This window comes from Streptomyces pacificus, assembly GCF_011766325.1.
In the GTDB taxonomy this organism is placed as follows: domain Bacteria; phylum Actinomycetota; class Actinomycetes; order Streptomycetales; family Streptomycetaceae; genus Streptomyces; species Streptomyces pacificus.
Window position 1 is genome coordinate 1 of sequence record NZ_BLLG01000007.1, and the last position, 16,819, is coordinate 16,819.

Genomic DNA, 16,819 nt, shown 5'->3' on the forward strand with positions numbered 1-16,819 from the left:
GAGCCGGTCGGTGGCAAAGCCGGAGCTGTGAGCGGCTGTGAGGCGCAGAAATCGCCTGGACAGCCGGTGTTGCCACGGGGAGTATCCGGGCATGGAACACAGCATTCGCGCCATACGGGCCGGCGAGTGGGAGAAGGCACGTGAGATCCGGCTGGCCGCCCTCCGGGATCCCGTGGCACACATCGCCTTTCTGGATACCTACGAGCAGGCGGAGGGCCGGCCCGAGGAGTACTGGAGGGACCACACCGACGCGGCCGCTCACGGGGCGCGCCTCCGTCAGTTCGTCGCGGAGGACTCCGAAGAGCGGTGGGTCGGGACGGTGACGGTGAGGGTCGAGGGCCCCTCGCACGATGCGGGGTTCGGGCAGTCGGCCCAGGTCGACCAGACGCATCTCGTCGGGGTGTTCGTACGGCCGGAGGCTCGGGGAACCGGCGTCACCGAGGGGCTGTTCCGGGCTGCCGTCGCCTGGTCGTGGGCGCTGTCCGAGCCTCCGGTCGAGCGGATCCGGCTGTATGTGCATGAGGGAAACGGCCGGGCGAGGGCTTTCTACCGGCGGTTCGGGTTCGTACCGAGCGGTGACTCCGCACCGTTGCCGTCCGATCCCTCGGCCCGGGAGCTCGCGTACGAACTGCGCCGTTCCTGAGGCGGGGTCATGACGGCTTGGGTAGTCACGAAGTGGCGGGCCCGGGAGCGGCGTCGGGCATCGGCGGCCGGCGCCAGCGGGCACGGCCCTGCTCGCGGGAACGCAGCAGCGCAAGCGTCGGCATGCCCAGGGCCGGACCCGTGGCCAGCAGTTCCGGGAGGAGCGGCAGCGGGGCGACGGCCGCGATGTCGTCCAGGACGAGGGTGAATGGTGGGTCGAGCCGACCGTCGGATGACCGTGCGGCCATGCGGCGGCCGTGCTCGACCACGCTGGAGGTGAGTGCGGTCAGGAGTGGCATGGCCCCCGGACGGGAGCGCGGACCCTCGATGGATTCACCCACCACATAGAGCGTGCCCCCCTCGTGCGCAAATGATTCCAGAGTGAGCGAATCCGCTCGGTTCGCCGTGCAGACCTGACGGATGTGGACGGAGGAGAGGGCCCCCAGCGTACGGGCCGTCAGCTCCAGGGCCATCTGCCGGCGTTCACTGTGCGCGGTGAGGGCCGACTCGAGCAGCCCCGCGAGGCCGGAGGCGGCCTTCGGGTGGGTGCGGAGGATCCGTACGGGCTCATGTGCGCCACTTCCCTGGGCCCAGCGGTGGACCTGTTTGAACGGGCGTCCGTCCACGGCTGCGGCGTGCAGCCAGCAGCGCAGCAGCGATTCGGCGGTGTCCGCGACGGCTTCGTCGAGTCGGGAGTGGGGGCGTACGGGAGCGAAGAGAGCCGCCGCCCGGCTCGCCGCGGTGGCCGGATCCGCGCAGCCGGCCGTCGGGGACCAGTGGAGCCGTGCGGGCGTGTCGCAGAGATGGCCGGGGTCGTAGACGAGGACCGGGCCGAGTGCGGCCCTGGCGTCCTTGGTCTCCGACCAGAGGGTCGGATCGGATGTGACGACGAGGGCGGGGCCGGTGGCTTCCTCAATCGCCTGGACCGCGGAAGGGCGCCGGGCGGACGGGGCTCCGTAGAGGACCTGCGGTCTGCGGTGGGCCGGGCCACCGGTCTGCTGCGGTGGGTGCGGGTGCGGGTGCGGGTGCGGGTGCGGGTGCGGGTGCGGGTGCGGCTGCGGGTGCGGGTGCGCTGCGGCCGGGTGGGCGGCCGGGGCCGAGGGCGCGGCGGGAGCCGCAGCCGTGGCGTGGCCGGTCGGGGTCGAGTCCTGTGCGTTCTCCACGGGAGAGCCCGCGCCGGCGCGGACCACGGATCCCGCGGGGACGGGGCGCTTCTCGCCGGCGCCCGGGCCCGGACGGGAGACCCCCCGCTCCAGGAACGTGCCCGCCCCGGCCGGGACGTCATCGCCTGCCTTCCGGCCGCCCGTCTCCCGGCCGCCCCTGTCCCCACCCTGGCCGTCCGTCTCCTGGTCCGTCCCCCCGTCCTGGGTCCCCCCGTCCCGCGTCGCCCCGCCCGCCGCGCGGCGCGACCGCACCGCGCGCCACCGGGACAGGGTTCCCAGGACGAAGACCGTCAGCACCACGAGCGTCATCAGCAGCCCGATGAGCAGCCCCCAGAACAGTCCGTAGCCGGACAGCCGGTCGGGGGGTGTGGCGGGCCAGGCTGCGGGCAGGTTCCTGGGCTCGGACACCAGGCTGCGTATGGCGAGCGGGGTGTTGGTGAACGTCACGCCCTCCGGCCAGGAGCCGTGCGCGAACAGGCCGGCCAGCCCCGTCGCCGTCCAGACCAGCAGGGTCAGCCCCACGAGCAGGCCGAGGACACCCACGAGCAGGCCGTCGGGGACGCCCCGCCCCTGGCGCGGCCGTTCCCCTCCCGGGCCGTGTCCCGGGTCGCGCGTCACCGTCAGGCCACCGTCGACTCGGAGGAGTCCAGCCGTCGCTGCTGCCGTTCGATGAAGGCCGCGCGCTCCTCCGCCTCCTGTTCCGCGGCGCGCACGTCCTCCGGCAGTGCGGACTCCGGCAGCGCGGACTCGGTCATCGCCCGGTCCGTGTAGACCAGCGGGCGCTCGGCCTCCGTCACCAGGTGCTTGACGACCTGGACGTTGCCGTTGACGTCCCAGACCGCGATGCCGGGCGTCAGGGTGGGGATGATCTCCACAGCCCACCGGGGCAGTCCGAGTACCCTGCCCGTCGCCCGGGCCTCGTCCGCCTTCTGGGCGTAGATCGTGCGCGTCGACGCCATCTTGAGGATGGCGGCGGCCTCCCGGGCCGCGGCGCCGTCGACCACGTCGCTGAGGTGGTGGACGACGGCGACGAAGGACAGGCCGAGTCGCCGGCCGAATTTCAGCAGCCGCTGGAAGAGCTGTGCGACGAAGGGGCTGTTGATGATGTGCCAGGCCTCCTCCACGAGGAAGATGCGCTTCTTCCGGTCGGGGCGGATCCAGGTGTGCTCCAGCCAGACGCCGACGATGGCCATCAGGATCGGCATGGCGATGGAGTTGCGGTCGATGTGCGACAGGTCGAAGACGATGAGGGGGGCGTCCAGATCGATGCCGATGGTGGTCGGGCCGTCGAACATGCCGCGCAGGTCGCCGTCGACGAGCCGGTCGAGTACCAGGGCGACGTCGAGACCCCAGGCCCGCACGTCGTCGATGTCGACGTTCATCGCCGCCGCCGATGCGGGTTTCGGATGGCGCAGTTGGTCCACGATGTCGGTGAGGACCGGCTGCCGGTCGCCGATGGTCTCGTTGACGTACGCGTGCGCCACCTTGAGCGCGAAGCCCGCCCGCTCGTCGAGGCCGTGCCCCAGGGCGACCTCGATGATGGTGCGCAGCAGCGCGAGCTGCCCGGTGGTGGTGATCGACGGGTCGAGCGGGTTGAGGCGGATACCGTCGTCCAGGGCTGCTCTCGGGTCGAGCCGGATGGGGGTTATCCCCAGCTCCTGGGCGATGAGGTTCCACTCGCCGACGCCGTCCTCGCCCTGCGCGTCCAGGACGACGACCTGGCGGTCGCGGAAGCGGAGCTGCCGCAGGACGTAGGTCTTCTCCAGCGCCGACTTGCCGTTGCCGGACTCGCCGAGGACCAGCCAGTGGGGGGCGGGGAGCTGCTGCCCGTACAGCTGGAACGGGTCGTAGACGTAGCCCTTGCCGCTGTAGACCTCGCGGCCGATGATCACGCCCGAGTCGCCGAGGCCCGGCGCCGCGGTCGGCAGGTAGACGGCCTGCGCCTGGCCCGTGGAGGTGCGCACGGGGGAGCGGGTCGTCTCGACCTTTCCGAAGAGGAAGGACGTGAAGGACTCGGTGAGGACGGACAGCGGGTCTCGCATCGGATGAGGGCCCCTATCGGCGCGTGTCGGTGCGTGTCAGCCGCTATCGGCGGATGCCGGTGGCGAACGGCAGCGTGTTGACAAAGGCCCGGTGGTGCTCGCGGTCGCACCACTCCAGCTTCAGGTACGACTTGCCGGCCGAGGCCCTGATCGTGCGCTTGTCCCTGGCCAGGGCCTCGGGCGTACGCGACGACACAGTGATGTACCCGACGAGGTTGACGCCTGCCGCGCCGCTGGCGAGATCTTCACCCCGCTGGTCGAGCCGGCCGTGTGCGGCGATGTCGCGGGGGTCGACGGTGCGGTTCATCTTCGCCGCCCGGCTGGCCTCGGCCTCGTCGTTGGTCTTCTCCGTGAGCATGCGCTCGATGGCGACCTCGGTGGGCTCCAGGTCCATGCAGACCGCGACGGTGCGGATCACGTCCGGGGTGTGGACGAGCAGCGGGGCGAGGAAGTTGACGCCGACGGGGGTCAGCGGCCACTCCTTCACCCAGGCCGTGGCGTGGCACCAGGGTGCGCGTGTGGCGGACTCGCGGGTCTTGGCCTGGAGGTAGCCGGGCTCCACGGCGTCGAGTTCGGCGGGCCACGCGTTGCGCTTGGTCATGGCCTGGATGTGGTCGATGGGGTGGTCCGGGTCGTACATGGAGTGTACGAGGGAGGCGAGCCGGGCCTGGCCGAGCGGCTGGCGTACCCGGATGTCGGCCTCGGCGAGGCGGGCGCAGATGTCGGTGAGTTCGCGCGCCATCACGACGGCGAGTCCGGCGTCCTTGTCGAGTCGCCTGGCGCCGGTGGCCTGGCGGGCGGCGCGGGCCATGGCGTGGGCCTCGGCGGCGAGTTCCCTGGAGTAGTGCATGCAGGCGACCAGGTAGGCGCGGTGCTGCTCGCTTGAGGTGGAGACCATCGACTGGAGCTGGTCGTAGGACTGCCGGAGCCAGCCGGGGGCGCCCGGGTCGCCGCGCTGGGCGACGTCCTTGGCGTGTGCGTCGGGGTCGGCGGGCAGCGTACGGGCCAGCATCTGGAGGCGGGTCACGAAGCCGTCGCCGTTGGCGACGTGCTTCAGCAGGGTGCCGAAACGGTCCACCAGGGCTTCCTGGTCCTCGCTGTCGCGCAGTCCGACGCCGGGGCCCTCGATCTCGATGGCGGCGGTGACGGTGCGCCGGTCCGCGTGCAGCAGTACGGCGATCTCGTCCGGGCCGAAGGGGGCGGCGAGCCAGCTGATGCGGCCGATTCCGGGCGGCGGGCCGATCTCGACCTCGCGGCCGTCGGCGCGGGTGCCCGCCTCCATGGCGCCGGAGCGGTAGACGGTGCCCCGGCGCAGGGTGCGCTTGTAACTGCGGTTGATCTCGTACCAGCGGTAGAAGGTGCGCTGCTTGTACGGCACGTACACGGCGGCCAGGGCGAGCAGCGGGAAGCCGGTGAGCAGCACGATGCGCAGGGAGAGTACGGGGACCAGCAGCCCGCTCATCATGCCGAGGAAGGCCCCGGCGATGATCAGGGCGATCTCGCCGGTCTCGCGGTTCTTGCCGATGATCGCGTTCGGCCGGGCCCGGCCGACCAGATAGGTGCGGCGGGGCGCGATGGCCGGGGACTGCGTCGTCAACGCCCTCCACCTCCTGTGCTTCCTGTGCTTGTGCCGGTGGTGCTGGCGGAGTTCCGGCGGTGGCTGTGCGGGGTGCCGCCCGGGCCCGGGCTGCGGGGCGGGGGCGCGGCGGCGGTTCCGCCGCTCCCGCTCGCGGTGGCTGATCCGGCTCCGCGTGTGCTGTGGGCGGCGACTCCGCCGGCGACGGGGCTCGGGGCGCTGCCGCCCGGTGAGCCGCCCCCGCCCTGCTGGTGGGTGCGGCTGCTGTGGGTCTTGATGCCCTGCGAGACGAGGGCGGCGGGCGAACTGATGACGGCGGCGGCCTTGCTCTCCGCGCCGTTCTGGATCCGGTTGTTGCGGGACGCGGCGATCTCGTCGCCGAACCCGGGGACGAAACGGTAGATCATCGCGGAGGCGAAGATCGCAAGCAGGATGATGGCGAGTCCCGTGACGACCGCGGAGAACGAGTCCGGCCCGTCCTCGGCGGACAGCGCCCCGGCGAGGCCGAGCACGATGACGATGACCGGTTTGACGAGGATCACCGCGATCATGATTCCGGCCCAGCGGCGGACGTGGCCCCACATGTTCTTGTCCACGAGCCCCGAGTACACGACGACGCCGAGCAGGGCGCCCACGTACAGCAGGACGGCGCGCAGGAACAGCTCCAGGTAGAGGATGCCGGCGGCGACGATCGTCACCAGCGAGACCACGATGAGCATGATCGGCCCGCCGCCGATGTCGTCGCCCTTCTGCAGCGCCTCCTTGAAGCTGCCGAAGAACACGTCGGTCTGGCCACCGGTGCCCTGGGCGATCACATCGGTGATCGAGTCGGTCGCGGAGACGAGTGTGTAGAGGATCAGCGGGGTGAAGGCGCAGGCGAGGACGGTGAGCCAGAGGAAGCCGACGGCCTCGGAGATCGCGGTGGTGAGGGGGACGCCGCGGATGGCGCGCTTGGCGACGGCCAGCAGCCACAGCACGAGGGTGAGGAAGGTGGCGGCGGCGAAGACGACGGCGTACTGGCCGAGGAAGGTGGTGTTGGTGAAGTCCACCTCGGCGGTGGACTTCACGGCCTTGGAGAGCGTGTCCACCACCCAGGCGGCGGCGTCGGCGCAGCCGCGGGCGAGTGAGGAGAGGGGGTCGAGGGCGGCGGCCGGGTCGGGGGAGACGGAGGAACCCGCGCCGTCCGCGCGTTCGCCCTCCTCGCAGTAGCGCTTGGCGTGGCCGCTGAGGTAGCGGCACGCTTCGGCGTCCCCGCTGGGCGACGGCGAGGGTTCCGGTTCCGGGGACGGTGCCGGGGTGGGCGCGGCGGCGGCCCGTCCCGCGAACAGGAAGGCGGCGGCCTGCACGCCCCCCAGCAGGGCCGGGACCGAGCCGGCCCGGGTTCGGGTTCGGGTACGGGCGTGGGACCGGGTTCGGATACGCGTACGGGTTCGGGCGTCGGCCCGGGTACGGGCCCGGGCGCGGGTGCGGAACCGAGAGCTACCGGGCATATGTGAACCCTCCGAACTCCTGCACGGCCTGGCTGATCTCGTCCGAGGTCGAGGCGGTGATGTCGCCGGGCACCGGGGCGGGCCCGTCCTTCTCGGAGTCCTGGACGACCTTCCAGTCGTTGCCGGTCCACCGCAGGTCGAACGTCCAGGTCTTCCACGTGGTGCGCACCGGGTCGGTCGAGCCCTCGCCCGACATCCCGATGAGCCCCGTGTACCAGACGGAGATCCTCGCGGTGTCGCCCGAGAACGCCTCCACCTGGGTGCCCACGGGGATCGTGCGGGAGACGAAGGTGCTCCCCGCCGGGGCGTTCCCCTCCGGGTCGAGTCCGAGCCTCTTGAGGAACGCGGCGGAGTAGGCGGAGTCCTGGGGTCCCTTCAGCTTCGCCGCGGCCTCGGGTGTGTAGATCCTGTCCACGATCGTGTGGCGGCTGTCCCGCTGGAACATGCCGACGGAGCCGAGGGCGACCGCGTAGTTCGCCGCCGCGCTCTGCGCCCCCTGCTCGTCCTTCGCGTACCCCGCGGGGATGCCCGCGTGCCTGCCCGCCACCGGGCGGACGCCGGTCGCCGCGGTGGGGGTGGTGGCCTTGGCCGTGCCGGTGGTTCCGGGCGGGACGGCGCCGTCGCCGCGGTTGGCGAAGGCGATGGCGGAGACGAGGAGGACGACCACGCCCACGACCGTGACCAGCGAGCGGGAGGTGCGGGCGGGCCTGCGGGCGCCGCCGTAGACGTCGCCGGTGCCGCCCCCGGGGAGGCGGGTGCGGGTCTGGCCCGCGCCGCCGGCGCCGCTGCCGAAGCCGTCGGTCTCGTCGTCGTAGCTCATACCGCGGGCGCCCCCTCAGCCGTGTGCGTTGCCGTGCCGTAGTACGACGGTAGCCCTGCTGCACGCGATGCGGGCGGAGTGTGGTGACTCGACATCAGGGGGACGCAACCTCTGCCGGTGGGCGCGACGGACGGGTGGTGTCGGGGCGGACATGAAGGGGTGCGGGGGTGCGGGGGTGTCAGACGGCCATTCCGTACACGATGGTGAACAGGGTCCCCAGTGACCCGATGATGAAGACGCCGGTCAGGCCGGCGACGATCAGGCCCTTGCCCTGTTCCGCGCTGAACGTGTCGCGGAGGGCCGTGGCGCCGATGCGCTGCTTCGCGGCCCCCCAGATCGCGATGCCCAGGCAGAGCAGGATGGCGACGGCCATCACGACCTCGATCATCACGCGTGCCTCGTTCCCGAGGCTGCCGAAGGGCCCCCAGTTCGGGGCGATTCCGCCGATGATGGTGGTGATGTCGCCCTTCTCAGCCGCCAGGTACATATAACTCACCGCCCCTGTTGGGTAGTTGTACGCCCCTGCCGCACGGCACAGGCCGCCTCTATCTTCGCTGATGAAACCGTCCGCGTGCGCCGACTTGGCGGCTCTCTTTACCCGATCCGCGCATGGATGCCGGTTCGGTCGCTCTGACCTGCGGTTGCCCGTGCGGAGGGACGGGCGTCAAGACACGTTTCGTCACTCTGTGTATCACGGTGCGTGACTTCGGGCAATGACTGTCGTTGTGGCACTCAGGGCGTGAATCGGGCACGGGGGCGCCCACCGGAGCAGGCCGGAAGCGTCCGGCGGAAGGCCGTGAACGCGGGGCGGAGCCGGAGTGCGGCTCCGCAACCGCGACGCCGGGACGGCCGACGGCCGGCGACCGCGCGGCCGGCGACCGTGCGGTGGAGCGGCCGGGCAGCCGGGTAGCCGGGCGGCCGCCGCTGCCGAGGCCGGGGGTGCCGCGCGGCCCGGCCCGACGTGTGGCGCGGCGCAACCGGGTCCGGCCCGTGCCGCCTCCCGGAGGCGGCGGCCTTGACCGTGCGCGGCGTCGCGGCGGAGGTTCTCAGCGCGGGGCGACGAAGAGGCTCTGGGCGCTGCGGCCGATCGGGCCCTTCTCGTCGTGCAGCCGGGCGTCCGCCAGGCCGATGCCGGCCGGATCGACGCTGGTGCGGGCCTCGACGCAGACCCACTCGCCCGCCGGGTGGCGGTGCAGATGGACCGTCAGGTCGGCGTTGACGAACACATGGCGCTCGAAGTCCAGGACGTTGCTGATGCCATTGCCGGAGTCGGCGGCGACCAGGACGCGGTCCAGCGGGCGGATCGCCTCGCCCGCGACGAGCGGCATCCGCATCCGCATCCAGCAGGTTCCGGGGCCCCGCTCCCGGAAGGTCCCCTCGGTGAACCGGGAGTCCATGGAGGTGTGGTACCCGACGTCCCAGGGCACGTCCAGGAAGGGCGTCTCGGGTGTCTCGCCGGGCGCCGCCACCCGCGGGCCCTCGGAGACGGCCGGTCCCGGCTCGGTCAGCGTGCGGACGCGCAGGGCGCGGGCGTACATCACCGGCGTTCCGCCCTCGGGGGTGAGCGCCGCCTCGACGATCTCCACGCCGCGCCCGCTCCGCAGGACGGCCGTCGTCACCTCCAGGGGGCGGATCGGCACGGGGCGGACGATCTCGTACGTCACGCGTGCCAGACGCATGCCGGGACGGGCGCCCGGCCGCTCCTCCACGGCGCGGCCGAGCAGTGCCGCGGGTGGTCCGGCGTGCTGCGATCCGGCGTCCCAGGGGCCGCGGGTGTGCTCGGTCGGCGAGAAGCGGTCCTCGGAGATCCGCTCGTAGAACGCCGGGTGTTCCGTCATGAGGAGCCGCCTCTCGCCGCGGACGGGTGTACCGCCCACACGCTACCTGCGGGTAACCCGGCGGAACAGTCCCTTGGGACCGCCGTCGAGCCGGGCCCCTGGCCACCGCCCCGGTCCCTGGACAGGGGCCTGCGCCCGGCCTCGGTCCCGGCTTCGAGGTGCAGGGCGCCCGTCCCGTCCCGGCTTCGAGGTGCAGGGCGCCCGTCCCGTCCCGGCCGGTGCGTTCCGTTCCGCTTTCCCTCCGGTCCTGGCGCGCCGTCCCGGCGGCCCGCCCCCGTCCGGTGGCCGCCGCCGTGCTTCGCAGGGCCCCTTGTGCGCCCCCTGAACCGGGTGTTCCACATCTACACTGGCGGGCTATGGACTGCCGTGTGGCGAAGGGTGATTGACGGTGCGTAAGGCGTGGCTCGTCGCGGGCGGGGCCGTCGGGCTCTGCCTGGGCTTCGTCGCCCTGCTCGTCGTCGGGACCTTCTCCGCCGCCGCGGGGCTCTCAGGCGGCGCCAAGGGGGCCGTGGCGCTGGCCAAGGGGGCCGTCCCCGCCCGGTACCAGCCGCTGGTGCAGAAGTGGGGCAACCTCTGCCCGGCCATCAACCCGGCGCTGCTCGCCGCGCAGCTGTACCAGGAGTCCGGCTGGAACCCGCGGGCCCAGAGCCATGCCGCCGCGCAGGGCATCGCCCAGTTCATCCCCGGCACCTGGGCTGCGCACGGCGTCGACGGGGACGGTGACGGGGACCGCGACGTGTGGGACCCGGCCGACGCGATCCCCTCGGCGGCCTCGTACGACTGCAAGCTCGCGGGGTATGTGAAGAAGGCCCCGGGCGACCCGACGGACAACATGCTCGCCGCGTACAACGCGGGAGCGTACGCCGTGATCAAGTACGGCGGGGTGCCGCCTTACCGGGAGACGCAGAACTACGTGAAGGTCATCCGGACGCTGGAGAAGAGCTTCGCGCGGCCGGCCGGGCGGGTGGAGCCGTCGCGGCAGGCGGCCGGGGCGATCCACTTCGCCCAGCAGAAGCTCGGCACGAAGTACCTCTGGGGCGGGAACGGGACACCGGAGCAGGGCGGCCGGTTCGACTGCTCGGGGCTGACGCAGGCCGCGTACCGCACCGTCGGGATCGAGCTCCCGCGGGTGGCCAACGACCAGTACAACGCGGGACCGCACCCCTCGAGGGACGAACTGCTCCCCGGGGACCTGGTGTTCTTCTCCGACGACCTGACCGACTCACGAGCCATCAGGCACGTCGGGTTGTATGTCGGCGGGGGCTATATGATCAACGCGCCGTACACCGGGGCGGTGATCCGGTTCGACAGGATCGACACCCCGGACTACTTCGGTGCGACACGGGTGACCAGGAGCGGTGCCGAGGCGCTGCCGAGCCCACCGCCGACCGCCGCCTGACGCCCGGCCGACCGCCGTCCGGTGGTGGGCCGGCGGGGCATCGGGCATGGCCGGAACCCTCCGTACGCCCCTGGCCCGAATCGCGGCGGCGCATCACTCTTCGATAACGTCATGGTGATCGTTTCGTGGAGAGTGGAACGCACCCGCGGAACGGGTCGTTCCCTGGACCGGAGCAGTACGTACAGACCGCACCGGACACGGGGTCTCGGAACGCGGCGCGCACGGGTGTGCGCGCCGCGACTGGTGACACACAGGCAAGGGGCCGCAGCAGATGGCTGGACTCGCACTCGACGGCGTGAATCCGGATGTCGGCCTGCTCTACGACATCAACGGGCTGGCCCGGGCGGCTCCGACGTGGTTCGACCGCGTCATGGGGTTCGTCGGCGAGTTCGGAATCATGCTCGCCCTCGTCCTCGTGGCGCTGTGGTGCTGGTGGCGCGTGCGCCGGAGCGGTACCGCCGAGGATTCGATCAGCGCGGTCGCCGCGCTGGTCTGGGCGCCGCTCGCGGCGGGCATCGCCCTGCTGATCAATGTGCCGATCCGCGGTTTCGTCGAACGGCCCAGGCCGTTCCTCGACCACCGGGGCCTTGAGGTCCTGGTGGCCGGGAAGACCGACTTCTCCTTCGTCAGCGACCACTCGACGATGGCGATGGCCATCGGCGTCGGGGTGTTCGTCGCCCACCGCGCCTTCGGGTTCGCGGCGATCGGACTCGCGCTCGCCGAGGGCTTCTGCCGCGTCTACATGGGCGTCCACTACCCGACCGACGTCCTCGGCGGTTTCGCGCTCGGCACGGCGGTGGTGCTGCTTCTCGCCCCCCTGGCGCAGGCCCTGCTCACCCCGCTGGTGTCGGCGGTGTCCCGCTCGGGGAGCGCGGGCCGGCTCGTGCGGTCGCGGCGGGCGGCCGCGTCTGAACGACCGCACGAGATCCTCGACATACCCGAGCCGGACGTGCGGCCGGGGCGCAGCGACCTGGCGGCCTGAGCGCCGGCGGCACGAGCCCCGCGGGCCGCGCCGGCCCGCGGAGGGAGCTCCCGCACCCCGGCCCGGCGGGTGTGGGGCCCGGGGAACGGGAGCCCCGCGGAGCACAGGGCAACAGGGCAGGCGGCGCGCCGGGGGGATCCTCAGGCCCCGCCGGGCGTCGCCGACTCGTGCGCCTCGGCATCCGTACGGGCGCGCTCCCGGGAGCGGCGGGCAGGGCCCGTCCAGCCGCAGGAGCAGCGGGCCAGCGCGAACGAGCCCCGCTCGACGGTCGTGGTGTGGTGGTGAGCGGGGCGCACCCTTCCACGGTACCGGTCGTTATGCGGGGCAGCGGCGAGCGTGTTGGGGGTTGACAGGCGATGGTGGTGCAGCAGCACTGGCTCAGGCGCGGCGCGTGTGCCGCCGCCGCCGTGATGGGTGTGTCCGGTACCGCCGGCTGCTCCGGAGGCGGGGACGCCGTCGCCGACGCCCGTGCGGTTACGGATCCCCTGCTCAGCGTGCGCAGGGCGGCGGACGTGCTGGCCGAGGCCGGTACGGCGAAGGCGCGCACCGCCATGGAGACGGCCGCCGGCGGGACCCGGGTCACCATCCGGGGCGAGGGCGGGTACGACTTCCGGCGGGCCATGGGCCGGCTCCGCGTGGTTCTGCCCAGTGATCCGGCCGGCTCCAGCGGTCGGCAGCCGATCACCGAACTGCTCGCTCCGGGAGCCCTGTATATGAAGGACCGCGGCGCCGGGGTGCCGGCGGACAAATGGGTCAGGGTGGATACGACGGTGCTGACGGACGGCAATCTGGTCACCGGCGGTGCCACGGACCCGGCCGCCGCGGCGGAGCTGCTGCGCGGGGCGCGGAGCGCGACGTTCGTCGGGCATGTGGAGCTGGCGGGGGTTCAGGTCGCGCACTACCGCGGAGTCACCGACATCGGGCACGCGGCGAGGGCCGCGTCCGCCCATGCCCGGGGGGCGCTCACCGCCGCGGCGAAGGGCTTCGACCAGGACGCCGTGGCCTTCGACGCCTACCTCGACTCCGAGGGGCGGCTGCGCAAGGTGCGCCATCAGTTCAGCTTCGCGAACCAGGGCAGAACGGTCGCCGTCGCGTCCACCACCCTGCTGTACGAGTTCGGCGTCCCCGTCGTGGTGCGGCTTCCCGACCGCAGGGACATCTTCACGGGACGCGTCCGGATGTAGGTACCGGGGGGGTCGGTAAATGGTCCGGACGTGCCATGCGCGGTGGGTACCCGCTCCCTACGCTGGGAAGCCGACACCGGCCGGAAGAGGTGAACGCACGTGGCTCCCGCCAGTACGCCGACGGTCCAGGACCGCGTCGCCCTCGCCGAGATCGAGTTGTGCGGCGAGCTGATGATCGCCGCCTCGGCCGCGGACGGGGAGCGGCTCAGCCCCGCCCGTATCGACGAGGTGCTCAACGTCCATGTGAGCGCGATCGACGCCCAGTGAGGCCGGCCGCCGCCGCGGCGGTCGCGGCCGGCCCCCCGGTGGGCGGGGATCAGGTCCGCAGCATGCGGGCGATCGCCCTGGTGGCCTCCTCGACCTTGGTGTCGATCTCGTCGCCGCCCTTGAGTGCGGCGTCGGCGACGCAGTGCCGCAGATGCTCCTCCAGCAGCTGCAGCGCGAAGGACTGCAGCGCCTTCGTGGAGGCGGAGACCTGCGTGAGGATGTCGATGCAGTACGTGTCCTCCCCGACCATGCGCTGCAGCCCGCGGATCTGGCCCTCGATCCGGCGCAGCCGCTTGAGATGCTCGTCCTTCTGCTTGTGGTAGCCGTGGACGCCCTGTTCGTGGCCGGATTCCCGGTGGGCCCTCACCGGCAGTCCGTCGGCTGTCTCCGTGGTCGTCATCGGTCCTCCCGCAGACCTGTCCGGTATACCCCTCATGGGTATATGGTACCGATCCCTGGCGGTTCGGTCAGGGCCCCGTGCCGCTCTCTCCCGTCCATGGGCGACACTGAGGAGGCGCCGGCAAGCCGTGTCCGGCTGATGCCGCCCGGCATCAGCCCGGCCCAGACCCAGTACCCCGAGGACCCCACGTGCGATTTCGTCTGACCCCCAGGGAGACGAGCTTCTACGACATGTTCGCCGCGTCCGCGGACAACATCGTGACGGGCTCGAAACTCCTGATGGAACTGCTCGGCGCGGACGGTCCCGCCCGGGCCGAGATCGCGGAACGGATGCGTGCGGCGGAGCACGCCGGGGACGACGCCACGCACGCGATCTTCCATCAGCTGAACTCCTCGTTCATCACGCCCTTCGACCGCGAGGACATCTACGCCCTCGCCTCGTCGCTCGACGACATCATGGACTTCATGGAGGAGGCCGTCGACCTGGTCGTCCTCTACAGCATCGACGAGCTGCCCAAGGGCGTCGAGCAGCAGATCGAGGTACTGGCGCGGGCCGCGGAGCTGACCGCGGAGGCGATGCCGCACCTGCGGACGATGGACAACCTCACCGAGTACTGGATCGAGGTGAACCGCCTGGAGAACCAGGCGGACCAGATCCACCGCAGACTCCTCGCGCACCTCTTCAACGGCAAGTACGACGCCATCGAGGTGCTGAAGCTCAAGCAGATCGTCGATGTGCTCGAGGAGGCCGCGGACGCGTTCGAGCACGTGGCGAACACGGTGGAGACCATCGCGGTCAAGGAGTCCTGAGCGGACGTGGACACCTTTGCACTGGTCGTGACCATCGGGGTCGCGCTCTTCTTCACCTACACCAACGGCTTCCACGACTCCGCGAACGCGATCGCCACCTCCGTGTCGACGCGTGCCCTGACGCCGCGTGCCGCGCTGGTCATGGCCGCCGTGATGAATCTCGCCGGCGCCTTCCTGGGCAGCGGGGTCGCCAGGACGGTGAGCGAGGGCCTGATCGCGACGCCCAGCGGCGACAGGGGCATGGGCATCCTGTTCGCCGCGCTGGTCGGCGCGATCATCTGGAACCTGGTCACCTGGTATTTCGGCCTGCCCTCGTCGTCCTCGCACGCCCTCTTCGGCGGCATGGTGGGAGCGGCGCTGGCCGGCGGCACCGAGGTCATCTGGGGCGGGGTGCTCGACAAGGTCGTCATTCCGATGTTCGTCTCGCCGCTCGTCGGCCTCGTCGCCGGCTACCTCGTGATGTGCGCGATCATGTGGATCTTCCGGCGGGCCAACCCGGCGAAGGCGAAGCGCGGCTTCCGCATAGCCCAGACCGTGTCCGCGGCGGGAATGGCCCTGGGACACGGCCTCCAGGACGCGCAGAAGACGATGGGCATCGTGGTGATGGCCCTGGTCATCGCCGGTGCCGAGGACTACGGCGACCCCATTCCGGTATGGGTGAAGATCGTCTGTGCGGTGATGCTGTCGCTCGGTACCTACGCGGGCGGCTGGCGGATCATGCGGACGCTCGGACGCAAGATCATCGAACTTGACCCGCCGCAGGGCTTCGCGGCGGAGACGACCGGTGCGTCGATCATGTTCGGCTCGGCGTTCCTCTTCCACGCGCCGATCTCCACCACGCATGTGATCACCTCCGCGATCATGGGTGTCGGGGCGACCAAGCGGGTGAGCGCGGTGCGCTGGGGCGTCGCGAAGAACATCGTGATGGGCTGGTTCATCACCATGCCGGCCGCGGCGCTGGTGGCGGCGCTGAGCTTCTGGATCGTGGACCTGGCGTTCGGCTAGCCCGTACCGCGGCACGGCCGCGCGCGTACGCCGCACCCCGCTTCCGGGCCGGGGCGTCCGCCTGCCGCGTGGGGGCGGCCTTCCGGCGAACCCCGGGGCCCTCGGCCCGGGGGGCCGCGCGGGCGCTGCGCTCCGCCCGCGGGACCGCCCCGTCAGGGGCAGCGCGGGCCCGAGGGGTCGCCCGGGCGGGCCGCGCGGGCGCTGCGCTCCCCGGTCCCGGTCGTGGTCCCGGCCGGGGCCGGGGCGGGGCGGGCGCGCGGGCAGACGCCCGGTGCCCCGGTGCCCGGCGTGGCACTCGGACGCGCCCCCGCGCAGCGGGGCGCGGTACGACGTCGGCCCCCGCTCGCGAGGAGAGGGGGCCGACCGTTCACCCCGCGGTGGCACCGCCATGCAGCACCGCGGGGCAGTAGGGGGTGCTCAGCCGAAGCGGCCCGAGATGTAGTCCTCGGTCGCCTGGACGGACGGGTTGGAGAAGATCCGCTCCGTCTCGTCTATCTCGATCAGCCTGCCCGGCTGCCCGACCGCCGAGAGGTTGAAGAACGCGGTGCGGTCGGAGACGCGCGCCGCCTGCTGCATGTTGTGCGTCACGATGACGATCGTGAAGCGCTCCTTGAGCTCGCCGATCAGGTCCTCGATCGCCAGCGTGGAAATGGGGTCGAGCGCCGAGCAGGGCTCGTCCATCAGCAGCACGTCGGGCTCGACCGCGATCGCCCGGGCGATGCACAGGCGCTGCTGCTGGCCGCCGGAGAGGCCGGAGCCGGGCTTGTTCAGGCGGTCCTTGACCTCGTTCCAGAGGTTCGCGCCGCGCAGCGAGCGCTCGACGACGGCGTTGAGTTCGGTCTTCTTGTAGGAGCCGTTCAGCCGCAGGCCCGCCGCCACATTGTCGAAGATCGACATGGTGGGGAACGGGTTGGGCCGCTGGAACACCATGCCGACCGTGCGCCGTACCGCCACCGGGTCGACCTCCCTGGCGTACAGGTTCTCGTCGTCCAGCATCACCTTGCCCTCGACGCGGCCGCCGGGGGTGACCTCGTGCATGCGGTTCAGGGTGCGCAGAAACGTCGACTTGCCGCAGCCGGACGGGCCGATGAAGGCCGTCACCGAGCGGGGCTCCACGGTCATCGAGATGTCCTCGATCGCCTTGTGGGAGCCGTAGAAGGCGGACAGTCCGCTGATGTCGATTCGCTTGGCCATTACTCAGT

The 16,819-nt window shown here is 72.0% G+C and carries 17 protein-coding genes; 7 read left to right on the top strand and 10 right to left on the bottom strand.

All coding sequences use genetic code 11. The annotated features are described in order from the left end of the window. Window positions 1-91 precede the first annotated feature (91 nt). Window positions 92-643: a GNAT family N-acetyltransferase gene (locus SCWH03_RS13835; protein ID WP_173264533.1), complete on the top strand. Its 552-nt coding sequence runs from the start codon at window positions 92-94 to the stop codon at window positions 641-643. A gap of 25 nt (window positions 644-668) precedes the next feature. Here the strand turns inward: SCWH03_RS13835 and SCWH03_RS13840 are convergent, their stop codons facing one another. The 7 genes from SCWH03_RS13840 to SCWH03_RS13870 all read right to left on the bottom strand — a co-directional run bounded on the left by SCWH03_RS13840 (window position 669) and on the right by SCWH03_RS13870 (window position 9,571). Further along, on the bottom strand, window positions 669-2,348 hold the full coding sequence (locus SCWH03_RS13840) for a type VI secretion protein (protein WP_173264736.1): 1,680 nt from the start codon (window positions 2,346-2,348) through the stop codon (window positions 669-671). Window positions 2,349-2,425: 77 nt separating this feature from the next. Continuing rightward, window positions 2,426-3,847 carry an ATP-binding protein gene (locus tag SCWH03_RS13845; RefSeq protein ID WP_173264534.1) on the bottom strand — a complete coding sequence of 474 codons (1,422 nt, stop codon included), beginning with the start codon at window positions 3,845-3,847 and terminating at the stop codon, window positions 2,426-2,428. A 43-nt stretch (window positions 3,848-3,890) separates the two neighbouring features. Beyond that, window positions 3,891-5,444: an SCO6880 family protein gene (locus tag SCWH03_RS13850; RefSeq protein ID WP_173264535.1), complete on the bottom strand. Its 1,554-nt coding sequence runs from the start codon at window positions 5,442-5,444 to the stop codon at window positions 3,891-3,893. Continuing rightward, on the bottom strand, window positions 5,441-6,769 hold the full coding sequence (locus SCWH03_RS13855) for a hypothetical protein (RefSeq protein ID WP_173264536.1): 1,329 nt from the start codon (window positions 6,767-6,769) through the stop codon (window positions 5,441-5,443). The genes SCWH03_RS13850 and SCWH03_RS13855 overlap by 4 nt, the downstream gene beginning before the upstream one ends. Window positions 6,770-6,902: 133 nt before the next feature. Then, a complete protein-coding gene (locus SCWH03_RS13860) occupies window positions 6,903-7,733 on the bottom strand; it encodes a DUF8175 domain-containg protein (RefSeq protein WP_173264537.1) in 831 nt (276 codons plus the stop codon). 178 nt (window positions 7,734-7,911) lie between these two features. Next, window positions 7,912-8,220: a DUF8827 family protein gene (locus tag SCWH03_RS13865; RefSeq protein ID WP_017945892.1), complete on the bottom strand. Its 309-nt coding sequence runs from the start codon at window positions 8,218-8,220 to the stop codon at window positions 7,912-7,914. Between the two features lie 559 nt (window positions 8,221-8,779). Further along, entirely contained in the window at window positions 8,780-9,571 is a 792-nt protein-coding gene (locus tag SCWH03_RS13870; RefSeq protein WP_173264538.1) for a thioesterase family protein, read from the bottom strand. 388 nt (window positions 9,572-9,959) lie between these two features. Between SCWH03_RS13870 and SCWH03_RS13875 the strand changes: the two genes are divergently transcribed. Together SCWH03_RS13875 and SCWH03_RS13880 are read left to right on the top strand one after the other, a co-directional pair. Further along, entirely contained in the window at window positions 9,960-10,970 is a 1,011-nt protein-coding gene (locus SCWH03_RS13875) for a C40 family peptidase (protein ID WP_173264539.1), read from the top strand. A gap of 271 nt (window positions 10,971-11,241) precedes the next feature. Continuing rightward, a complete protein-coding gene (locus SCWH03_RS13880) occupies window positions 11,242-11,952 on the top strand; it encodes a phosphatase PAP2 family protein (RefSeq protein ID WP_173264540.1) in 711 nt (236 codons plus the stop codon). Window positions 11,953-12,092: 140 nt separating this feature from the next. On the opposite strand, the gene SCWH03_RS13885 is transcribed toward SCWH03_RS13880, so the two are convergent. Further along, window positions 12,093-12,248: a hypothetical protein gene (locus tag SCWH03_RS13885; protein WP_173264541.1), complete on the bottom strand. Its 156-nt coding sequence runs from the start codon at window positions 12,246-12,248 to the stop codon at window positions 12,093-12,095. Between the two features lie 60 nt (window positions 12,249-12,308). Here SCWH03_RS13885 and SCWH03_RS13890 point away from each other — a divergent pair, with 60 nt between their 5' ends. Together SCWH03_RS13890 and SCWH03_RS13895 are read left to right on the top strand one after the other, a co-directional pair. Further along, window positions 12,309-13,136, top strand: coding sequence for an SCO4651 family lipoprotein (locus tag SCWH03_RS13890; protein WP_173264542.1), 828 nt, complete (start codon window positions 12,309-12,311; stop codon window positions 13,134-13,136). Window positions 13,137-13,235: 99 nt separating this feature from the next. Further along, window positions 13,236-13,403, top strand: a complete 168-nt coding sequence (locus SCWH03_RS13895; RefSeq protein WP_173264543.1) for a hypothetical protein — start codon at window positions 13,236-13,238, stop codon at window positions 13,401-13,403. A 49-nt stretch (window positions 13,404-13,452) separates the two neighbouring features. On the opposite strand, the gene SCWH03_RS13900 is transcribed toward SCWH03_RS13895, so the two are convergent. Next, entirely contained in the window at window positions 13,453-13,803 is a 351-nt protein-coding gene (locus SCWH03_RS13900; RefSeq protein ID WP_254076754.1) for a metal-sensitive transcriptional regulator, read from the bottom strand. Between the two features lie 188 nt (window positions 13,804-13,991). Between SCWH03_RS13900 and SCWH03_RS13905 the strand changes: the two genes are divergently transcribed. Continuing rightward, window positions 13,992-14,612, top strand: a complete 621-nt coding sequence (locus SCWH03_RS13905) for a DUF47 domain-containing protein (RefSeq protein WP_173264544.1) — start codon at window positions 13,992-13,994, stop codon at window positions 14,610-14,612. 6 nt (window positions 14,613-14,618) lie between these two features. Continuing rightward, a complete protein-coding gene (locus SCWH03_RS13910; RefSeq protein WP_173264545.1) occupies window positions 14,619-15,617 on the top strand; it encodes an inorganic phosphate transporter in 999 nt (332 codons plus the stop codon). A 417-nt stretch (window positions 15,618-16,034) separates the two neighbouring features. On the opposite strand, the gene pstB is transcribed toward SCWH03_RS13910, so the two are convergent. Further along, window positions 16,035-16,811 (bottom strand): phosphate ABC transporter ATP-binding protein PstB, encoded by a 777-nt coding sequence (gene pstB, locus SCWH03_RS13915; RefSeq protein WP_173264546.1) that lies wholly within the window; start codon window positions 16,809-16,811, stop codon window positions 16,035-16,037. Window positions 16,812-16,819 lie beyond the last annotated feature (8 nt).